The following is a 17964-nucleotide window of genomic DNA, read 5'->3' on the forward strand; positions in this document are numbered from 1 at the left end:
AGAAGTATGAATGAAAAAGTATTTCGTGATCCAGTCCACAATTATATCCACATTAGCGAAGATGTTATTTATGACTTAGTCAATTCTAAAGAATTTCAAAGACTGAGACGAATTAAACAAGTTCCGACAACTGCCTTTACCTTCCATGGTGCAGAGCATAGTCGTTTTTCACATTGCCTCGGAGTCTACGAGATTGCTAGACGTGTCACTGAAATTTTTGACGAACGGTATTCTGATATATGGAATAAAGAGGAATCACTCTTAACGATGACAGCTGGCCTCTTACACGATATTGGTCACGGTGCCTATTCACATACTTTTGAAAAGCTATTTGAAACGGACCATGAAGCCATCACTCAAGAAATTATTACTAGTCCCGAAACGGAAATCAATAGTATTCTTCGACGAGTTTCGCCAGATTTTCCCGATCAAGTAGCCAGTGTTATTAATCATACTTATCCAAATAAACAGGTTGTTCAGCTTATTTCTAGTCAAATTGATTGCGATCGGATGGACTATCTTTTACGCGATTCTTATTTTTCAGCAGCAAATTATGGGCAATTTGATCTCATGCGCATCTTACGTGTTATCCGTCCAGTCGAAAATGGCATTGTATTTGAAAAAAATGGTATGCACGCGGTGGAAGATTACATCGTCAGTCGATTCCAGATGTATATGCAAGTTTATTTCCATCCAGCCAGTCGAGGAGTTGAGCTAACGCTACAAAATCTACTCAAAAGAGCCAAACGTATCTATCAAAAAGATCCTGCTTATATTATTAGAACAGCCCCTGGTTTAATTCCTTTTTTGCAAAACCACTTTACATTAACAGATTATTTAAAACTTGATGATGGTGTTTTAAATACCTACTTCCAAGAATGGATGACCAGTCAGGATTCCATTTTAGCAGATTTAGCGTGTCGCTTTATCAATCGAAAAATCCTAAAATCAGTGACCTTTGATCAAGCATCTGAAAATAAATTGAAGCATCTCCGTCAACTTGTCGAAGCTGTTGGTTTTAATCCTGAGTATTATACTGGTGTACATGTTAATTTTGATTTGCCTTATGATATTTATCGTCCTGAGATGAAAAATCCAAGAACACAGATTGAAATGATTCATAAAGATGGCCATCGGTCTGAACTTTCACTATTATCACCTATTGTCAAAACACTGACAGGTACAACTTATGGTGATCGTCGCTTCTACTTTCCAAAGGAGATGTTAGAAGCAGATGATCTCTTTGCTAAAGATAAAGAAGAATTTATTTCCTACATTACTGATGAACATTTCCAGTTTCCAAACTAGAGCAGGCTCTGCTCTTTTTTTAATTATTAGATAATTATAATCGATTAAGCGTTTTCCTTATCATATAACGCTATAATTCCGTTCGATTCCATGACAAATACTGTCTTTTTTAGTATGATAGAGGGTAGATATTTTTTGTCTGAAAAGAATGATTAGAATCAAGGAGATTCCCATGTCTATCAAATTAGTTGCTGTCGATATTGATGGTACGCTTATTACAGATGACCGTAAAATTACTAGTCAAGTGTTCGACGCCGTTCAAGATGCTAAGGCACATGGTGTTCAAGTAGTTATTGCCACAGGCCGTCCTATTGCTGGTGTTACCCACCTCCTCAATGAACTTAACTTAAATCATCAAGGTAACTATGTTATTACCTTCAATGGCGGTCTGGTTCAAGATGCTGAAACAGGGCAAGAAATCGTTAAATCAATAATGTCCTATGAAGATTATCTAGAAATTGAATTCCTAAGTCGGAAAATTGGTCTCCACATGCACGCTATTACAAAAGAAGGAATCTATACTGCAAACAGAGATATTGGAAAATACACTGTTCATGAAGCAACACTTGTTAACATGCCAATTTTTTACAGAACACCCGAAGAAATGGTGTCTAAAGAAATTGTCAAAATGATGATGATTGATGAACCTGAACTTTTAGACGAAGCTCTCAAAAATATACCACGATCTTTTTACGATAAATATAATATTGTCAAATCAACCCCTTTTTACTTAGAATTTATGCCAAAATCTGTTTCAAAGGGAAACGCCATTATTCATCTAGCTGAGAAAATGGGACTTGACCACAGCCAGACTATGGCAATCGGAGATGCAGAAAATGACCGAGCCATGCTGGAAGTAGTCGGCAATCCTGTTGTTATGGAAAATGGTAGCCCCGAGTTAAAAATGATTGCCAAATATATCACTAAATCAAATAACGAAAGCGGCGTAGCGCATGCGCTACGCGAGTGGGTTTTAAAATAATGTATTCTTATAAAGTTGATATTTCTGCAGAAGAACTTGATGCTTTTGTACTGTCTCACCCTAAATGCAATATTTTACAAAGTTCTCAATGGGCAAGTGTCAAAGATAGCTGGAAGCAAAAATTAATGGGTTTCTATGAAGACAATCAACTTGTGGCTACTGCTACTCTACTTATTAGAGACCTTCCGCTAAATTATACTCTCATTTATATACCACGTGGTCCGATTATGGATTTTACCAATTTTGAACTGGTCGATTTTGTCATTCGCTCACTTAAAGAATATGGTAAGCGTCAAAAAGCTTTCTTTATCAAATGTGATCCTAGTCTCTTTTTAAAACAGTTCCCTGTATCAAAAGATATAACTGAGGTAGAATCTAACGATTTAACCCTATCAGTTATTAGTTTTTTAAAAAGTAGAGGTTTGGGATGGAGTGGTTACACCAAAGATATCGGAGAAACTATCCAACCAAGATTCCAAGCTAATCTTTATGCTAAGGATTTTGAACTCTCTCAATTACCCAAAAAGACGAGACAAGCTATTAGAACTGCACAAAACAAGGGCGTTACCGTAACCATCGGTGGTCAAGAACTGCTTGACGATTTCGCTAAGCTAATGAAAAAAACGGAGGCCCGTAAAGGCATTCATCTCCGCGGTGTGGATTATTATCGAAAACTGATGGAAACATACTCAGGTAATTCCTACATTACACTGTCTCAAATTAATCTTAATGACAGACAAAGACTTTTAGAAGTCCAACTGAGTCAAGCACAAGCAGAACAGACAAAATTTACTGCCAAAACTAAAGAGAGTAAAATCAAAGAGAATAAGGACACCATTACTCGGATAAAAGCTGAATTAAACTTTATTGAAGAAGAAAAAATAAAAGGAAACAGTCTTGTTGCTCTTGCTGGAACATTAACCTTAATCTTTGGTAAAACATCAGAAAATCTTTACGCGGGAATGGACGATGATTATAAAGCTTATCAAGCCCCTCTTCTTACTTGGTTTGAAACCGCCAACGAAGCCTTTAAACGTGGTTGTCAATGGCAAAATATGGGTGGTATCGAAAACCAACTTGACGGAGGACTCTATGCTTTCAAAGCTAAGTTAAACCCTCAAATTGAAGAGTTTGCCGGAGAATTTGATATTCCAGTTAGCCCCCTCTATCACCCGTCCATGTTAGTTTATAATCTACGTAAAAAATTAAGGAGCAAACACTAATGCCTTTAGTAACACTTACAGAAGCAGCCTTTGAAGCTTTTGCTTCGACAGTAAAAAACCGTTACTTTGAACAGTCTGCCAATATGAACACTTTACTTAAAAAGCGGGGCTATACAACTGAATTAAAAGGCTTTGAAGATAATCAAGGTAAGCTACAAGTTGCTGCTCTTATTTTTAATACACCAATAGCTGGTGGCACCCATATGGAAATTCATTACGGTCCGATATTCTTAGATGAATCTTATTTAGTTCCTTTCTTAAAGGAACTTAAAAACTATGCAAAATCCAAGAAAGTAATGGAATTTGTTATTAAGCCTTACGCTCATTATCAAGTTTTTGATGATCACGGTCAACCTCAAACTACTGTTGATCAAGATCATATTGATCTATTGGCTGATCTTGGCTTTGTACACACTAAACCTAAAGTTGGCTACACTAGTCATGATTGGCACTACGTGAAGGATTTAACTGGTATTACCGAAAAAACTTTGATCAACTCCTTCAGTAAAAAGGGAAAACCCTTAGTCAAAAAAGCCAAAACTTTTGGAATCAAAGTTAAGGCCTTAACAAGAGATGAATTACCTTTATTTAAAGCTGTCACTTCTTCGACCTCCGATCGCCGTGAATACGATGACAAACCCTTAGAATACTATGAATACTTCTACGACAGTTTTAAAGATAAGGCACAATTTCTTGTCGCTACTTTAAATTTCAAGGATTATTTTACTAATCTGGAAAAAGATCAAGCTAAATTAAAGGTTAAACTCGATAAATTAGAGAACGACTTAATTAATAATCCCAAATCCGATAAAAAACAAAATCAATACAGAGAGTTTTCAAGTCAATTTCAAACTTTCGAGGTTCGAAAAGCCGAAGCTCAAGAATTGATTACTAAATACGGTAACCAAGATGTTATCTTAGCTGGCGCCTTATTTGTTTTTACACAACAAGAAGTAACTTATTTCTTTAGTGGTTCTTACTCAGAGTTCAACAAATTTTACGCTCCAACAATACTCCAAGAGTACGTTATGCTAGAAGCTATAAAACGCGGTATTAATCGCTATAACCTATTAGGAATTTCTGGATATTTTGATGGGTCTGATGGTGTATTAGGATTCAAACAAAACTTTAAGGGGCATGTAGAATGTACCGTTGGAAGCTTTACCTATTACCCAAATCCGCTAAAACATAAGCTAATTAAGGGCATTAAAAAACTTTTAAAACGCTACTAAAAGACAGGCTAGCTTGTCTTTTTTAGTTGTTTTATATCATTTTGACATAAAAAACCTTTAACAAAAACTTGTTGAAGGTTTTAATTTAAACTATTTTACAAAATCAAGTAAAGCTAAGAAGCTTTCAGCTTCAAGTGATGCTCCACCAACTAAGGCACCATCAACGTCTGGACAAGCCATATATGAAGCAACATTTTCAGGTTTTACAGAACCGCCATATTGAACACGAACTTTGTCAGCAACAGCTTGACCAAAATCAGTAGCAACAACATCACGAACTGCTTTACACATGTTTTGGGCATCATCTTGAGTAGCAGATTTACCAGTTCCAATCGCCCAAATTGGTTCATAAGCGATGACAAGTGACGATACCTGTTCTTCTGTAAGCCCAGCAAGGGCTGCTGATACTTGTGCACCCACAAAATCAACCGCTTTGCCAGCTTCATAGGTTTCTAAACTTTCACCACAACAGATAATTGGTGTCAAACCATTCGCAAAAATAGCTTTAGCTTTTTTATTGATATCTTCATCAGTTTCATGGAAATAGTCACGACGCTCTGAATGACCAATAACAACGTAATCAGTTCCCATTTCAGCTAATACTTTTGGACTATTTTCACCAGTAAAGGCACCATTATTTTCAAAATAAGCATTTTGAGCTGCAATTTTAAGGTTTGAACCTTTTGCTGCTTCAAGAACAGTGTAAAGGTCAAGAGCTGGAGCTGCAATTCCTGCTTCAACGAGATCAGCTGAAGGTAATTTTGATGCTACCGCTTCAATAAAAGCTTTAGCTTCTTTAGGATTTTTATTCATTTTCCAGTTTCCGGCAATAAACGGTTTACGTGACATTTCACATACCTCTTCTTTTTTTATTTACATCTACTATTTTAACACAATTTAAGTGCTAATAAAAGAATATGGTCATTTTTTAGGAATTTTTTCACAAGGAAAATGTTTCTTTCAAACTTATTTCCTGAAAATAATAGGACAAAAAAGAGCCCCTTACAGGACTCTTTACAATCTGAGTTGTCTGACTCTAATTGTTATTCTGGGAACTTAATTAAAATTAAGCTTCAATTTCTGAAACGATACCTGAACCAACAGTACGTCCACCTTCACGGATAGAGAAAGTAGTACCTTGTTCTACGGCGATTGGGTGGATCAACTCAACGTCGATAGTCACGTTATCACCAGGCATAACCATTTCTGTACCTGCTGGAAGTTCGATTGAACCTGTTACGTCAGTAGTACGGAAGTAGAATTGTGGACGGTAGTTGTTGAAGAATGGAGTATGACGTCCACCTTCTTCTTTAGAAAGGATGTATACTTCACCTTTAAATTTAGTATGTGGGTTGATTGAACCTGGTTTAGCAATAACTTGTCCACGTTCGATTTCATCACGTTGAACACCACGAAGAAGGATACCTACGTTATCTCCTGCAAGACCTTCGTCAAGTTGTTTACGGAACATTTCAACACCAGTAACAACTGCTTTTTTAGTATCTTCTTTGATACCAACGATTTCGATTTCATCATTGACACGAACAGTACCACGATCGATACGTCCAGAAGCTACAGTACCACGTCCAGTGATAGAGAATACATCTTCGACTGGAAGAAGCAATGGTTTGTCAGTATCACGTTCTGGTTCTGGAATATACTCATCAACAGTTTTCATCAATTCCATGATGATATCTTCATGAGCTGAGTCACCTTCAAGAGCTTTAAGAGCTGAACCTTGGATAACTGGAAGGTCATCACCTGGGAAATCGTATTCTGAAAGAAGATCACGAATTTCCATTTCAACTAATTCAAGTAATTCTTCATCATCAACAAGGTCAACTTTATTCATGAAGACGATAAGGTGTTTAACACCAACTTGACGTGAAAGAAGGATGTGCTCACGAGTTTGTGGCATTGGTCCATCAGTAGATGCAACAACAAGGATAGCTCCGTCCATTTGGGCAGCACCAGTGATCATGTTTTTAACATAGTCCGCGTGTCCTGGGGCATCGATGTGGGCATAGTGACGTGATTCAGTTTCATACTCAACGTGTGCAGTGTTGATTGTGATTCCGCGTTCGCGCTCTTCAGGAGCAGCATCGATAGAAGCATAATCTTTAGGTTGGTTAACTGAACTTGGTAAACGACGTGCAAGAACAGTTGTAATTGCAGCTGTTAATGTAGTTTTACCATGGTCAACGTGTCCGATTGTACCAATGTTAACGTGGGGTTTACTACGATCGTATTTTTCTTTTGCCATTTTGGGAAAAGCCTCCAATAAAATATATTTTATAGATAGACAGTAGGCATTACAGTCTAACTTTACCTTACTATTGTAGCAAATTATAAGGAAAAAGCAAGTATTTTATGCTTTTTGCCTTTTCTTTCTTAGTTAAGGTAACTTAAAAAATACGCCTTGCCCTATCCCTCCAACTTTCTGATTTCATGTAGCCTTCAGTGATAAAAAAGACTAGCTAGTAGCTAATCTTTATAATCTAATCCAGGTTTATTTAAAATGGCGAATATCAATGACTTTTCCTTTTTCATCATTGACTGTGTTTCTATAAGAAAGTTCTGCTTCTTTTAGAATTTCTTCTTTTTTTTCATTAGCATCAATATTTAGGACGAAACCAATAGCGACTGATAAGACCAGCAAGCTATTCCCACCTTGAGAAAGGAAGGGGAAAGTTACGCCTGTTGATGGGATAATCCCAGAAACTCCACCTATATTTACAAATACTTGCATCAAAATCATGCCACCAACACCAAGAGCCATCATAGCATTAAATGGTCTCTTTGCCTTAATACCGACATTTAAAATGCGTAAAATTAAAAAGAAAACTAAAGCCAATATCAGACCCGCACCAATTAATCCTAGTTCTTCGATGACAATTGAAAAGACAAAGTCTGTCTGTGCTTCTGGTAAATAACCACGCTTTTCAATAGAATTTCCTAAACCAACTCCGAACCAGCCTCCATTACTCATAGCGTAGTAAGAATGAGCTAACTGATGGCCTGAGTCGGTTAAATCTTTAAATGGATTAAAGTAAGCACTGAATCGTTTAGCAACATAACCAAAAATTGGTATTTTAGACACTCGTTCAACTCCAATTACCTTGATACTACCAAGGAATGTTACTGATAATACTGTAATTAGTGTTAAAATACCAGAAAACCAACGGTAACCAATACCGCTAATAGTAAACATCAGGATTCCCGTTAAAACAATGATGGCCGCATTTCCTAAATCCGGTTGTGCGGCAACCAAAAGCACTAAAAAGAGTGAATAAACACGCCAATCTTTTAAATCACTAGACTGTCTAGGCCACCATCTTCGCTTAGTCAAAGCTTGATAGTCATACCTTGCAATTTCCTCTTGTTTCTTAGAAAAGGTATGTGCAAGGTACCAGACCATAATAATTTTTAAATATTCTGCGGGTTGGAAACTAATTGGTCCAATTATAATCCAGCCGTGCGCACCGTTTACTTCCTGAGTGAAAAAACGTGCTACTAAGAGTAAGAAGGCTTCAAATAACATAACGAGTGTTAGAAGGTTATGATTATTTAGAAAATTCAGCTTTAATTTGTAGATAAAAACAATGGCCATTAAACTGATTATCCAAAAAACTCCTTGATTCAGGACGGTCTTAAATGGATTAGCATGGTATTGGATTAAGGTTGCACTTGTTGTCGAGTAGACCATTATTAAACCAATTACTGACAAGATAAGATAAGGCAAGAGTATAGAATAATTAAGTAAATGCCTTTTATCAATTTTCATAGTTTCCCCTATTCTCAGATAATCTTTAAGCATTATACCATCTTTCCCAAGCAAAAAAAAGAAAAAAGGAAAAGATAGCAACTTCTCCTTTTAGACTAAAATAGTTACTTTTACTCTCTTCTTCGTTCTAAGTATGGGTAGGACCAAACGGTAGTTTTTCAAACTATAGTTTTGATCAGCCGGAATTACGTAAACCTGTCGCAATACCATTAATAGTAATATGAATAAGTTTCTCATAATCTTCATCGAGCTGGTTGTCACGGAGGCGTTTAATCAACTCAATCTGAATGTAATTTAAAACATTAAAATAAGGCAAGCGAAACTCTAAACTCCTCTTCAATGATTCATTATCTTCTAATAAATCATCATGCTGCTCAATGGCCAAAATCATATTTTTCGTAAGTTGCCATTCATCTAAAATATTATAAAAGACTGCCCTAACTTCATCGTTTTGAGATAATTGAGCATACTGAAAGGCAATATTCATATTTGATTTTGACAAAACCATATCTACATTTGACAATAGGGAATGAAAGAATGGCCATTTTTTATACATATGTTGCAATTTTGTCAGGTTTCCTTCTTCTTGATCAACAAACTGTCTAAATGCTGAACCAACCCCGTACCATCCTGGTAACATGACTCTATTTTGTGACCAAGAAAATACCCACGGGATAGCCCTCAGACCTGTAATATCAGTTATAGTTTTACGAGCTGCCGGACGTGACCCTATGTTAAGGCTTGAGATTTCTTTTATCGGACTAGCTTCAAAGAAATAATCATAAAAATGGGGATTTCCAAAAACAAGGTCTCGGTAAACTTTATTGCTATCAGATACAATATTTTCCATGATATCTCTAAATCCGTCAATCTCATTTGGATCGGTCAACATCCGTGTGACCATTCGATTGACTGAAGCAGAAATCAGCATCTCAAGGTTATAATAAGCTACGTCTTTATTGCCATATTTATTCTCAATAATTTCCCCTTGCTCGGTCAACCGAATCCGGTCTTTAATTGTCCCAAAAGGCTGAGAAGTAATTGCATCATAAGAAGGTCCACCACCTCGACCAACCGTTCCACCACGTCCATGGAAAAAGGTAATTTTAACTCCATTTTTCTGCCCAATACCAGTCAGGTCATTTTGGGCTTTGTATAACGTCCAACCAGAAGATAAATAGCCACCATCTTTATTACTGTCTGAATAACCAAGCATAATTTCTTGATAATTATCGTTTGACGCGATCCATTTTTTAACGATATCATAACTTAAATAATCCGTCATGATTTGTTTAGAATGCTCTAAATCCTCAATCGTCTCAAAAAGGGGAACAATCTGCACACGCGCCTTATCTTTAGCTACTAGCCCAACTTCTTTCAACATGATGGCCAACTCAAACATATCAGAGACACTCTCAGTATGCGAAATGATGTGTTGTTTAATAACATCTTCCCCAAGTTTATCTTTTAAATCACGTGCCACCTTATAGATAGCTAATTCTTTCTTCAGTAGGTCAGATTTGTCAACGTTAGTTGATGATAAAATTCTTGGATCCTCAGTCAGCTCTTTATATAAAATTTGGCACTTTTCATCTTCACTTAAAGCGCTATAGTCATTGACAATATTAGCAGACTTTAGTAATTCTGCCACACAAGCTTCGTGTACGCTGGAATCCTGTCTCATATCAATACTTGCAAGAAAAAAACCAAAAATATCAACCGCTTGAATCAGCTCTGTCAAATCACCTGCTACTAAAGAAGCATCGCCATTCTCCATCAAGGAAGTTCTAATAACTTCTAAATCATTTTTAAACTCTCGAGCATCCGAATAAGAAGAAATTTGGGAAGAATTGTCAGATTCTTGACTTATTTGAGCAAGTGTGGCCTGTATACGGGATTGAATATAATGAAAAGCTTTGCGGTAAGGTTCATTTTCACGATAGATAGACTTATCACTAGAAAGTTGGGCAAGCTCTTCTAATTCCTTACTAGTCGTAATTAAAGTTGACGACATTGAGAAGTTACGGTAGAGAATAGCTAATTTTTCCAGGTAATACTCTAGGATAACTTGACTTTGAAGCATAGCAGATTCTTCTAATGTTTCTGAGATAACAAAGGGATTACCATCACGATCTCCACCAATCCACATCCCCATAGTGACTGGCCGGGCTTTATCCAAGACGATTCCTTTTTCTTTAGCTAACTCTTTATAGCGTTGCGTTAATTTCGTAATAGCAGGAATTAACGAACTTTTGTAATATTGCAAAACGTTGGTAATCTCATTTTTTACTTTTAGCTTCTTCTCACGAATGATATCCGTTTGCATAATAATTTCAATATAGCGGCGCAACTCTTCCAGCCACTTTTCTTGATTAACTATACCATTTTTGACATCACGATATTTACGGAGTAAGTCGTGAATATGATTTGTCAATTCCAAAACTGTTTTGCGTTGGACTTGTGTTGGGTGAGCTGTTAAAACAGGAACGACATTGACCTTATCCAAAATTACTTCTGCATCATCTTTTAAAGCAACTTCTGAAATAGTGTTTGATAGTTTCCCTAGATAATCTTTATTTGTGTTATTTTGATAATTGATTTCATAAGCTAGGTCAACATCTTCAGAAATATTTATGAGTAAAGGTAAAATGGAAAAATAACGAGCAATTATGACCATATCATCATTAGTCAAGGCTTTAATCATTTTTTCAAGTTTAACTGAATCTTTTTGCTCAGATAAAGTTAATATGGTTTCAATTTTCTTATAGACCTGATCGCCAGCCATTGACCGTGTAACTTCTTCAAGTAACCTTTGTAAAATAGCAACTTCTTCTGTAATCATTTTGTGATGGTTACTACTTTCCAACTTTTTTACAGACAAATCATTCACTCCTTTAAACTTTGCTTAAATCAATAATACCACTTTTTAAATAAATTGTAAGACCTTTCGAAAATAAGGTTTGTTTTTTACAAAATTCTTTCCAAGACTCTCATCTAACGTTTTTTCTTCTTTTTATACTCACTTAAGTTCTTATTTTTTGCTATACTGGACTTACTACGACTAAAGGAGAATATCATGGAACTCAAAAAACGATCTAGTTTTCCTGAAAAGGAACTCTGGGATTTAACAGCTCTTTACAAGGACCGAGAAGATTTTTTATTAGCCATTGAAAAAGCACTTGCAGATGTAGAGGCTTTTAAGAAAAACTACGAGGGACATTTACAAACAAAAGAGGATTTCGAGCAAGCCCTCTATGAACTGGAACAAATATATATCCAAGTCAGCCACATTGAAACTTATTCATTTATGCCTCAAACAACAGACTTCTCAAATGAAGAGTTTGCTGCTATCGCGCAAGCTGGCGAAGACTTTGTAACAAAGGCTAGCGTCGAATTAAGTTTCTTTGATTCTACCTTGGCTCAAGCTGACTCCGATATCCTAGATGCTTTAGAAGAGATTGACTATTTCCGAGCAATGATTCGTCAAGCCAAACTGCAAAAAGAGCACCTCCTAAGTCCCGAGGTTGAAAAAGCCCTCACGAATCTACGCGAAGCTTTAAATGCTCCGTATGATATTTATACAAAAATGCGTGCCGGTGATTTTGAAATGGAAGACTTTGAAGTTGATGGCAAAAACTATAAGAATAGCTTCGTTTCTTACGAAAATTTTTATCAAAATCATGAAAATCAAGAAATTCGAGAAAAAGCTTTCCGCTCATTCTCAGCTGGTCTTCGTAAGCATCAAAATACAGCTGCAGCAACCTACCTTGCCAAAGTCAAATCTGAAAAATTAGTAGCCGATATGCGTGGTTATGATACTGTCTTCGACTATCTCCTAGCTGAACAGGAGGTCGATCGTTCCATGTTTGATCGACAAATCGACCTCATAATGGCTGAATTTGGTCCCGTCGCACAAAAATACCTTAAACATGTCGCACAAGTTAACGGTCTCGAAAAAATGACTTTTGCTGATTGGAAGTTAGATATTGACAATAACTTGAACCCAGAAGTATCTATTGATGATGCTTATGACCTCGTCATGAAATCAATTCAGCCACTCGGTGAAGAATATAGTCAAGAAATTGCTCGTTATCAAAAAGAACGTTGGGTTGATTTTGCAGCAAATGAAAACAAAGATTCCGGAGGCTATGCTGCTGATCCTTATAAGGTTCATCCTTACATCTTGATGAGCTGGACGGGTCGTATGTCTGATGTTTACACCCTCATTCACGAAATTGGTCACTCTGGGCAATTTATTTTCTCAGACAACAACCAATCGTACTTTAATACCCATATGTCAACTTACTATGTGGAGGCTCCTTCAACATTTAATGAGCTCCTCCTCTCTGATTATTTAGAAAATCAATTCCCAGATGCTCGTCAAAAACGTTTTGCCCTAGCTCATCGCCTCACTGATACCTATTTCCACAACTTTATCACACACTTACTAGAAGCTGCCTTCCAGCGAAAGGTATACCAGCTCATTGAAGATGGTGGAACATTTGGTGCAGAAAAATTAAACGAGCTGATGAAGGCTGTGCTAGAAGAATTTTGGGGAGATGCTATCGAAATTGATAATGACGCAGCCTTAACCTGGATGCGCCAATCTCACTACTACATGGGATTGTACAGTTACACTTACTCAGCTGGCTTAGTCATCTCGACAGCAGGCTATCTCAATTTGAAACATTCCAAAACCGGTGCCAAAGAATGGCTTGAGTTTCTAAAATCCGGAGGAAGTAAAACGCCTAAAGAAACTGCAATGCTTATTAATGCAGATATTTCAACAGAAAAACCATTAAAGGATACTATTCAATTTCTTGACAAAACAGTTGATCAGATTATCTCTTATTCAAGTCAAATCAACAACTAATGATCTAAAACCATCTTTTGCTAATGGTGTCAAAAATAGCAAGACCTCACTAATCATTAAAAAAAGCAGGCTAACTTTTTTAATTAGCTTGCTTTTAATTTATCTAAATGAGTATTTTTATTTGACTTTGTCCAGATAAAAATAAATCTTATCACCCTTTTTGACCTTCAAAACATTGGCAGCTTTTGTTGCCATCTTTCCATTAACTTTGTAAAACCAATAAATATTTTCATTTGGTTTTTGCTTATAGCCATCAATTGAGGTAATAAAGCCATTTTTTTCTTTAATCTTATAGTTATCCTTTAAGACGTCCATGACTGTATCTCCCTTTTTAAAGGTCACCTTTTCGTCAACTTTGTTCGTATCTTCCTTAACAATAAGATGGACATAGGCCTCTTCTTTAGGTTTTGACATATTTTGTCCTTGTTGAGTACATGCCACAAAAAGAAAGCTGCTTAGGCAGATTAGAATAAGTTTAAACCATTTTCTCATTGAATAACCTCCGAAATAACGTTAATAAAACAGGATAGAAAATTAAGGTCGATAAAGCATGTAAGAGATTAAAAGTCATCCCTGACAAAACATAAGTCCACCAAGGCATGCTATAAAGATAAGCAAAACAAGAATCTATCACAAAGCCGTACAGTAAAGCAAGAAAAGCCGCTGATAAGGATTGCATGAGCATTCGATAGACCTTAATTTTTCGACTAAGAGGAAAGATAAGAAAGCGCCAAATAGCCATGATAATAGTAAAAGTCGTAATTTGCCAAAATACCCAGGGACCGAAACCTAACAAAAACGAAGTTAACAAGATACTGATAAACATAACTAAAAAGGCTTCATAATAGCTAAGGGTAATTGTTGCGATAAAAAATAGAGCGGTAACCGGCTGAATATTTGGCAAGTGACTGAAAGCCATTCGTAAAACAAAGGCTAAGGCCGCTAAGATTGCAATTCGGGCAATTTTCTTGGATGACATAAACTTACTTTCTATTGTTTTACTCTATTATGACAGAATTAGAAAAACTTTTCTAGTCTTTAACCTGACAAAAACTCTAAAACAAATAATTCCATCACCTAACTATAAAGTAAGTATGGGAAATCTTTAACTTTTTCCCTGAATTTGCTTAAAATGTATGATAATGTAAGAATATAGTGAGGAAGTTTTGATTTTTTCAACCTTTTAAGGTACAATAACAATAATGAGAAGAAGAATAAAACCTATTGTAGTGCTTGTTTTCTTTCTTTTGTTTGCATTATTATTAATAATTGGTAAGACACATTCAGACCAAGTAAAGGAAAAAGAGCTTCAGCTCGCCAAATCAAGTGTCCCAATTATTTCCAGCAAAGAAAAGACAAAAAGCTCCAGCACTAGCGACACCGAAGAATTTATCCTAAATCCAATTGTCGATGTCTCAGGCTGGCAGCTTCCTAGCGAGATTGATTACGATACCTTATGCAAAAACATTTCTGGAGCAATAGTTCGTGTTTTTGGTGGATCACAAATCACTTCAAAAAACAATGCTGCCTACACTACTGGGATTGACAAATCTTTCAAAACACACATTAAAGAATTCCAAAAAAGAAAAGTACCTGTTGCTGTGTACAGCTATGCTTTGGGATCTAGTACTAAAGAAATGCGTGCCGAGGCACAAACATTTTATAAAAATGCCTCTCCCTTTAATCCAACCTATTACTGGATCGATGTGGAAGAAGCAACTATGAAAGATATGAACAAGGGCGTTAAAGCTTTTCGAGAAGAACTGAAACGGTTAGGAGCTGAAAATGTCGGTCTTTATATTGGAACTTATTTCATGGCTGAACAAAACATTTCTACAGAAGGCTTTGATGCTGTTTGGATTCCAACCTATGGTAGCGATTCAGGTTACTATGAGGCCGCTCCTAATACTAAATTAAACTATGATTTACATCAATATACTTCTCAGGGCTATCTGTCTGGCTTCTCTAAACCACTGGATTTAAACCAGATTGCGGTTAACAAGAACACAAAAAAAACATATGAAAAGCTTTTTGGAAAAGTTAAATAAGTGTAAAACGCAGATTGAAGGAAAAATCTTATTGGACAGTTTTTCTTCAATCTTTTTCTTTGCCAACAATAAACAGACTTAGAAAGTCATCTGTTTCACCCTTAACTTTTTTCTCTGCTTGCTTATTGAAAGGGGAATCCTAGACTCTAAAAGAGGGAACTCTGTTAAGTTCTCTAAACTTGACAAGGATTTATTGAAAAGATTATAATAGTCTCAAATATAAAAAAATGTCACAGAGGAGTGCTTTGGCTGAGATCGCATGTGCGAAATCCTAACAACCTGATCTTGTTAATACAAGCGTAGGGATTGTGAACTTGAATTCTATCTTATGATTTCAGGCTCTTTTTGTGAAGAAAAGGAGTTTTTTATGTCTCAAAATCTGAATATTAAGTATTTGGTTGAAGCTGCTATATTTGCTGCACTAGCTATGGTACTTTCGTTTATTCCTGATTTCTTTAGTTGGTTTAGCCCCTCATTTGGAGCTATTCCACTGGTTCTTTTTGCACTACGCCGTGGGTTGAAATATGGAATTTTATCTGGGCTTATTTGGGGGCTACTCCATTTTGTTCTAGGGAAAGTCTATTATCTGAGTATGTCACAAGTTTTTATTGAGTATATTTTAGCCTTCACTTCAATGGGCCTAGCAGGACTTTTTTCAGAACATTTGCATAAGGCTCTTATAGAGCAACAGACAACAAAAGCAACCAATATTGCCCTCTTCGCTGCTTTTATTGCTACTGCAACGCGTTATCTTTGGCACTTTTTTGCCGGAATCCTTTTTTGGGGATCATATGCTCCAAAAGGGGTATCTCCTCTGTGGTATTCATTCACTGTAAATGGCACCGCAGGTGCTTTTACTCTAATTCTAGTAGCAATAGCCATCCTTCTTTTAATCCGAACTCAAAGGCAATTTTTTGCACCCAAAGACTAATGAAAATGCACACTTAACGAACTTTTCAAAAAATGGTATAATAAGTTATTATACCGTTTTTATTTTGCTCTAAAGGAAGGGTCTATGGCAAAGAAGAAGAAACTAAAAAAAATACTAGTTGAGCAAATACTAGATAAAGCCCATATTAGCTATGATAGCCTAACTTTGGATGCTTTTAAGGAAGAACTACCGGAGGGTATTGAGAAAGCTGATATTTATAAAACGTTAGCCCTCATTGGCGATAAAACAGGACCAGTGATTGGGATTATTCCAATCACTGAGCACTTATCAGAAAAGAAATTGGCGCAAATTTCAGGTAATAAAAAGGTCAGTATGATTCCACAAAAGAATCTGCAACAAACAACGGGTTACATACATGGTGCTAACAATCCTATCGGTATTCGTCAAAAACATCATTTTCCCATTGTTATCGACCTCATCGCTAAAGAAAAAGGCAGGCTGATTGTCTCTGCCGGGGAAATTGGCCGTTCAATTCGTATTAGTAGTCAAGAGCTTGCTGATTTTGTCAAAGCTCAATTTGCAGATATAAAGGAGTAATTATGAAATTGCTAGGAAATATTATTTGGTTCATTTGTTCAGGTTTTTGGGCCTGGCTTAGTTGGACTTTTGTGGGATTCATTCTTTGTATCACTATCTTTGGACTACCACTTGGGTTACAATGTTTTAAGATTGGAAACTTTGGCCTTTTTCCCTTTGGAAAAGATATTATTATTGGTCAATCTGCAACAAACCTAATTTTTAATCTGATTTGGATAATTTTAGTCGGTTGGTCACTAGCGCTCGTACATTTAACTTCTGCCTTCTTACTCTGTATTTCCATTATCGGTATTCCTTTTGCCATTCAATCTCTCAAATTAGCTAGAATCAGTCTTTTCCCCTTCGGAGCTAAGATCGTGCATGTTTAGGAGATAAGGTATTATGAAATTTTACTTTGTTAGACATGGCAAAACCGAGTGGAACTTGGAAGGACGCTTTCAAGGTGGTTCTGGTGATTCACCCCTTTTAGAAGAATCTTATCAAGAAATCAAAGCACTAGGGCATTATCTCAAATCTGTACCCTTTGATGCTATCTACTCTAGTGATTTAAAAAGAGCCCAAAAAACAGCTCATTTACTTGCTAAAGCTGCTAATCTTGATTTAACCATTCACTATAATGAAGCACTTAGAGAATGGCATTTAGGAAAATTAGAAGGGGCTAAAATAGCCACTATGAGTGCCATTTATCCAAGTCAGATGGCTGCCTTTACCCACAACTTAGCCAAATTTAATAGTAGTCAATTTGAAGCTGAATCCATTCATCAGACCACAAGTCGTGTCAAAGAATTTATTATGGATTTTAAAGATAAAAATTACCAGAACGTCTTGATTGTTGGCCACGGAGCTAATCTAACAGCTTCTATCAGGTCCCTGCTTGGCTATGAACCTGCCCTTTTAAGAGCTTTAGGTGGCCTGAATAATCTGAGCCTGACAGTTCTAGAAACAGACGATTTTAAAACTTTTAAGTGCTTAACCTGGAACGATAAGTCCTACTTATAAGTTATTAGATTAGAAATAATAAAATG

At 36.3% G+C, this 17964-nt stretch carries 16 protein-coding genes and 1 riboswitch; of the genes, 10 read left to right on the forward strand and 6 right to left on the reverse strand.

Going from position 1 to position 17964, the window contains the following annotated elements:
* Positions 1-6: 6 nt before the first annotated feature.
* From FGK96_RS06405 to FGK96_RS06420, 4 genes are all read left to right on the forward strand, one after another.
* On the forward strand, positions 7-1308 hold the full coding sequence (locus FGK96_RS06405) for an HD domain-containing protein (protein ID WP_138082392.1): 1302 nt from the start codon (positions 7-9) through the stop codon (positions 1306-1308).
* Between the two features lie 172 nt (positions 1309-1480).
* Positions 1481-2290 (forward strand): sugar-phosphatase, encoded by an 810-nt coding sequence (gene yidA, locus FGK96_RS06410; protein ID WP_138082394.1) that lies wholly within the window; start codon positions 1481-1483, stop codon positions 2288-2290.
* Complete coding sequence (locus FGK96_RS06415; protein WP_138082396.1) at positions 2290-3513, forward strand: aminoacyltransferase; 1224 nt, start codon at positions 2290-2292, stop codon at positions 3511-3513. The genes yidA and FGK96_RS06415 overlap by 1 nt, the downstream gene beginning before the upstream one ends.
* Positions 3513-4745 carry an aminoacyltransferase gene (locus tag FGK96_RS06420; RefSeq protein WP_138082398.1) on the forward strand — a complete coding sequence of 411 codons (1233 nt, stop codon included), beginning with the start codon at positions 3513-3515 and terminating at the stop codon, positions 4743-4745. Before FGK96_RS06415 ends, FGK96_RS06420 begins: the two co-directional genes overlap by 1 nt.
* 90 nt (positions 4746-4835) lie before the next feature.
* On the opposite strand, the gene tpiA is transcribed toward FGK96_RS06420, so the two are convergent.
* From tpiA to ppc, 4 genes are all read right to left on the reverse strand, one after another.
* Entirely contained in the window at positions 4836-5594 is a 759-nt protein-coding gene (gene tpiA, locus FGK96_RS06425) for a triose-phosphate isomerase (protein ID WP_138082400.1), read from the reverse strand.
* A gap of 217 nt (positions 5595-5811) precedes the next feature.
* Complete coding sequence (gene tuf, locus FGK96_RS06430) at positions 5812-7008, reverse strand: elongation factor Tu (RefSeq protein ID WP_003083585.1); 1197 nt, start codon at positions 7006-7008, stop codon at positions 5812-5814.
* A gap of 246 nt (positions 7009-7254) precedes the next feature.
* Positions 7255-8529: a cell division peptidoglycan polymerase FtsW gene (ftsW, locus tag FGK96_RS06435; RefSeq protein WP_138082402.1), complete on the reverse strand. Its 1275-nt coding sequence runs from the start codon at positions 8527-8529 to the stop codon at positions 7255-7257.
* 175 nt (positions 8530-8704) lie between these two features.
* Positions 8705-11410: a phosphoenolpyruvate carboxylase gene (gene ppc / locus FGK96_RS06440; RefSeq protein WP_138082404.1), complete on the reverse strand. Its 2706-nt coding sequence runs from the start codon at positions 11408-11410 to the stop codon at positions 8705-8707.
* A gap of 195 nt (positions 11411-11605) precedes the next feature.
* Between ppc and pepF the strand changes: the two genes are divergently transcribed.
* The gene (pepF, locus tag FGK96_RS06445) at positions 11606-13402 is read left to right on the forward strand and encodes an oligoendopeptidase F (RefSeq protein WP_138082406.1); all 1797 of its coding nucleotides are present in this window, start codon (positions 11606-11608) and stop codon (positions 13400-13402) included.
* Between the two features lie 117 nt (positions 13403-13519).
* On the opposite strand, the gene FGK96_RS06450 is transcribed toward pepF, so the two are convergent.
* On the reverse strand, positions 13520-13894 hold the full coding sequence (locus FGK96_RS06450; RefSeq protein WP_138082408.1) for a DUF4430 domain-containing protein: 375 nt from the start codon (positions 13892-13894) through the stop codon (positions 13520-13522).
* The gene (locus FGK96_RS06455; RefSeq protein WP_138082410.1) at positions 13878-14381 is read right to left on the reverse strand and encodes an ECF transporter S component; all 504 of its coding nucleotides are present in this window, start codon (positions 14379-14381) and stop codon (positions 13878-13880) included. Before FGK96_RS06455 ends, FGK96_RS06450 begins: the two co-directional genes overlap by 17 nt.
* Positions 14382-14604: 223 nt before the next feature.
* On the opposite strand from FGK96_RS06455, the gene FGK96_RS06460 reads away from it, so the two are divergent.
* The 5 genes from FGK96_RS06460 to FGK96_RS06480 all read left to right on the forward strand — a co-directional run bounded on the left by FGK96_RS06460 (position 14605) and on the right by FGK96_RS06480 (position 17938).
* The gene (locus FGK96_RS06460) at positions 14605-15450 is read left to right on the forward strand and encodes a glycoside hydrolase family 25 protein (protein WP_138082412.1); all 846 of its coding nucleotides are present in this window, start codon (positions 14605-14607) and stop codon (positions 15448-15450) included.
* A 226-nt stretch (positions 15451-15676) separates the two neighbouring features.
* Positions 15677-15773: riboswitch (TPP riboswitch) on the forward strand.
* A gap of 44 nt (positions 15774-15817) precedes the next feature.
* A complete protein-coding gene (gene thiT / locus FGK96_RS06465) occupies positions 15818-16381 on the forward strand; it encodes an energy-coupled thiamine transporter ThiT (protein ID WP_138082414.1) in 564 nt (187 codons plus the stop codon).
* Positions 16382-16465: 84 nt separating this feature from the next.
* Positions 16466-16939 carry an aminoacyl-tRNA deacylase gene (locus tag FGK96_RS06470; protein ID WP_138082416.1) on the forward strand — a complete coding sequence of 158 codons (474 nt, stop codon included), beginning with the start codon at positions 16466-16468 and terminating at the stop codon, positions 16937-16939.
* A 2-nt stretch (positions 16940-16941) separates the two neighbouring features.
* Positions 16942-17307 carry a YccF domain-containing protein gene (locus FGK96_RS06475; RefSeq protein WP_138082418.1) on the forward strand — a complete coding sequence of 122 codons (366 nt, stop codon included), beginning with the start codon at positions 16942-16944 and terminating at the stop codon, positions 17305-17307.
* A 13-nt stretch (positions 17308-17320) separates the two neighbouring features.
* Entirely contained in the window at positions 17321-17938 is a 618-nt protein-coding gene (locus FGK96_RS06480) for a histidine phosphatase family protein (protein WP_138082420.1), read from the forward strand.
* Positions 17939-17964 lie beyond the last annotated feature (26 nt).

Source organism: Streptococcus porcinus, from assembly GCF_901542335.1.
GTDB lineage: Bacteria > Bacillota > Bacilli > Lactobacillales > Streptococcaceae > Streptococcus > Streptococcus porcinus_A.

What these genes read in the sequence shown, in the direction of transcription:
- ftsW (WP_138082402.1), bottom strand. Translation starts at nt 8,529, where the DNA reads ATGAAAATTGATAAAAGGCATTTACTTAATTATTCTATACTCTTGCCT.
- FGK96_RS06475 (WP_138082418.1), top strand. Translation starts at nt 16,942, where the DNA reads ATGAAATTGCTAGGAAATATTATTTGGTTCATTTGTTCAGGTTTTTGG.
- thiT (WP_138082414.1), top strand. Translation starts at nt 15,818, where the DNA reads ATGTCTCAAAATCTGAATATTAAGTATTTGGTTGAAGCTGCTATATTT.
- tpiA (WP_138082400.1), bottom strand. Translation starts at nt 5,594, where the DNA reads ATGTCACGTAAACCGTTTATTGCCGGAAACTGGAAAATGAATAAAAAT.
- FGK96_RS06480 (WP_138082420.1), top strand. Translation starts at nt 17,321, where the DNA reads ATGAAATTTTACTTTGTTAGACATGGCAAAACCGAGTGGAACTTGGAA.
- yidA (WP_138082394.1), top strand. Translation starts at nt 1,481, where the DNA reads ATGTCTATCAAATTAGTTGCTGTCGATATTGATGGTACGCTTATTACA.
- tuf (WP_003083585.1), bottom strand. Translation starts at nt 7,008, where the DNA reads ATGGCAAAAGAAAAATACGATCGTAGTAAACCCCACGTTAACATTGGT.
- FGK96_RS06470 (WP_138082416.1), top strand. Translation starts at nt 16,466, where the DNA reads ATGGCAAAGAAGAAGAAACTAAAAAAAATACTAGTTGAGCAAATACTA.
- pepF (WP_138082406.1), top strand. Translation starts at nt 11,606, where the DNA reads ATGGAACTCAAAAAACGATCTAGTTTTCCTGAAAAGGAACTCTGGGAT.
- FGK96_RS06450 (WP_138082408.1), bottom strand. Translation starts at nt 13,894, where the DNA reads ATGAGAAAATGGTTTAAACTTATTCTAATCTGCCTAAGCAGCTTTCTT.
- FGK96_RS06460 (WP_138082412.1), top strand. Translation starts at nt 14,605, where the DNA reads ATGAGAAGAAGAATAAAACCTATTGTAGTGCTTGTTTTCTTTCTTTTG.
- FGK96_RS06420 (WP_138082398.1), top strand. Translation starts at nt 3,513, where the DNA reads ATGCCTTTAGTAACACTTACAGAAGCAGCCTTTGAAGCTTTTGCTTCG.
- FGK96_RS06405 (WP_138082392.1), top strand. Translation starts at nt 7, where the DNA reads ATGAATGAAAAAGTATTTCGTGATCCAGTCCACAATTATATCCACATT.
- FGK96_RS06455 (WP_138082410.1), bottom strand. Translation starts at nt 14,381, where the DNA reads ATGTCATCCAAGAAAATTGCCCGAATTGCAATCTTAGCGGCCTTAGCC.
- FGK96_RS06415 (WP_138082396.1), top strand. Translation starts at nt 2,290, where the DNA reads ATGTATTCTTATAAAGTTGATATTTCTGCAGAAGAACTTGATGCTTTT.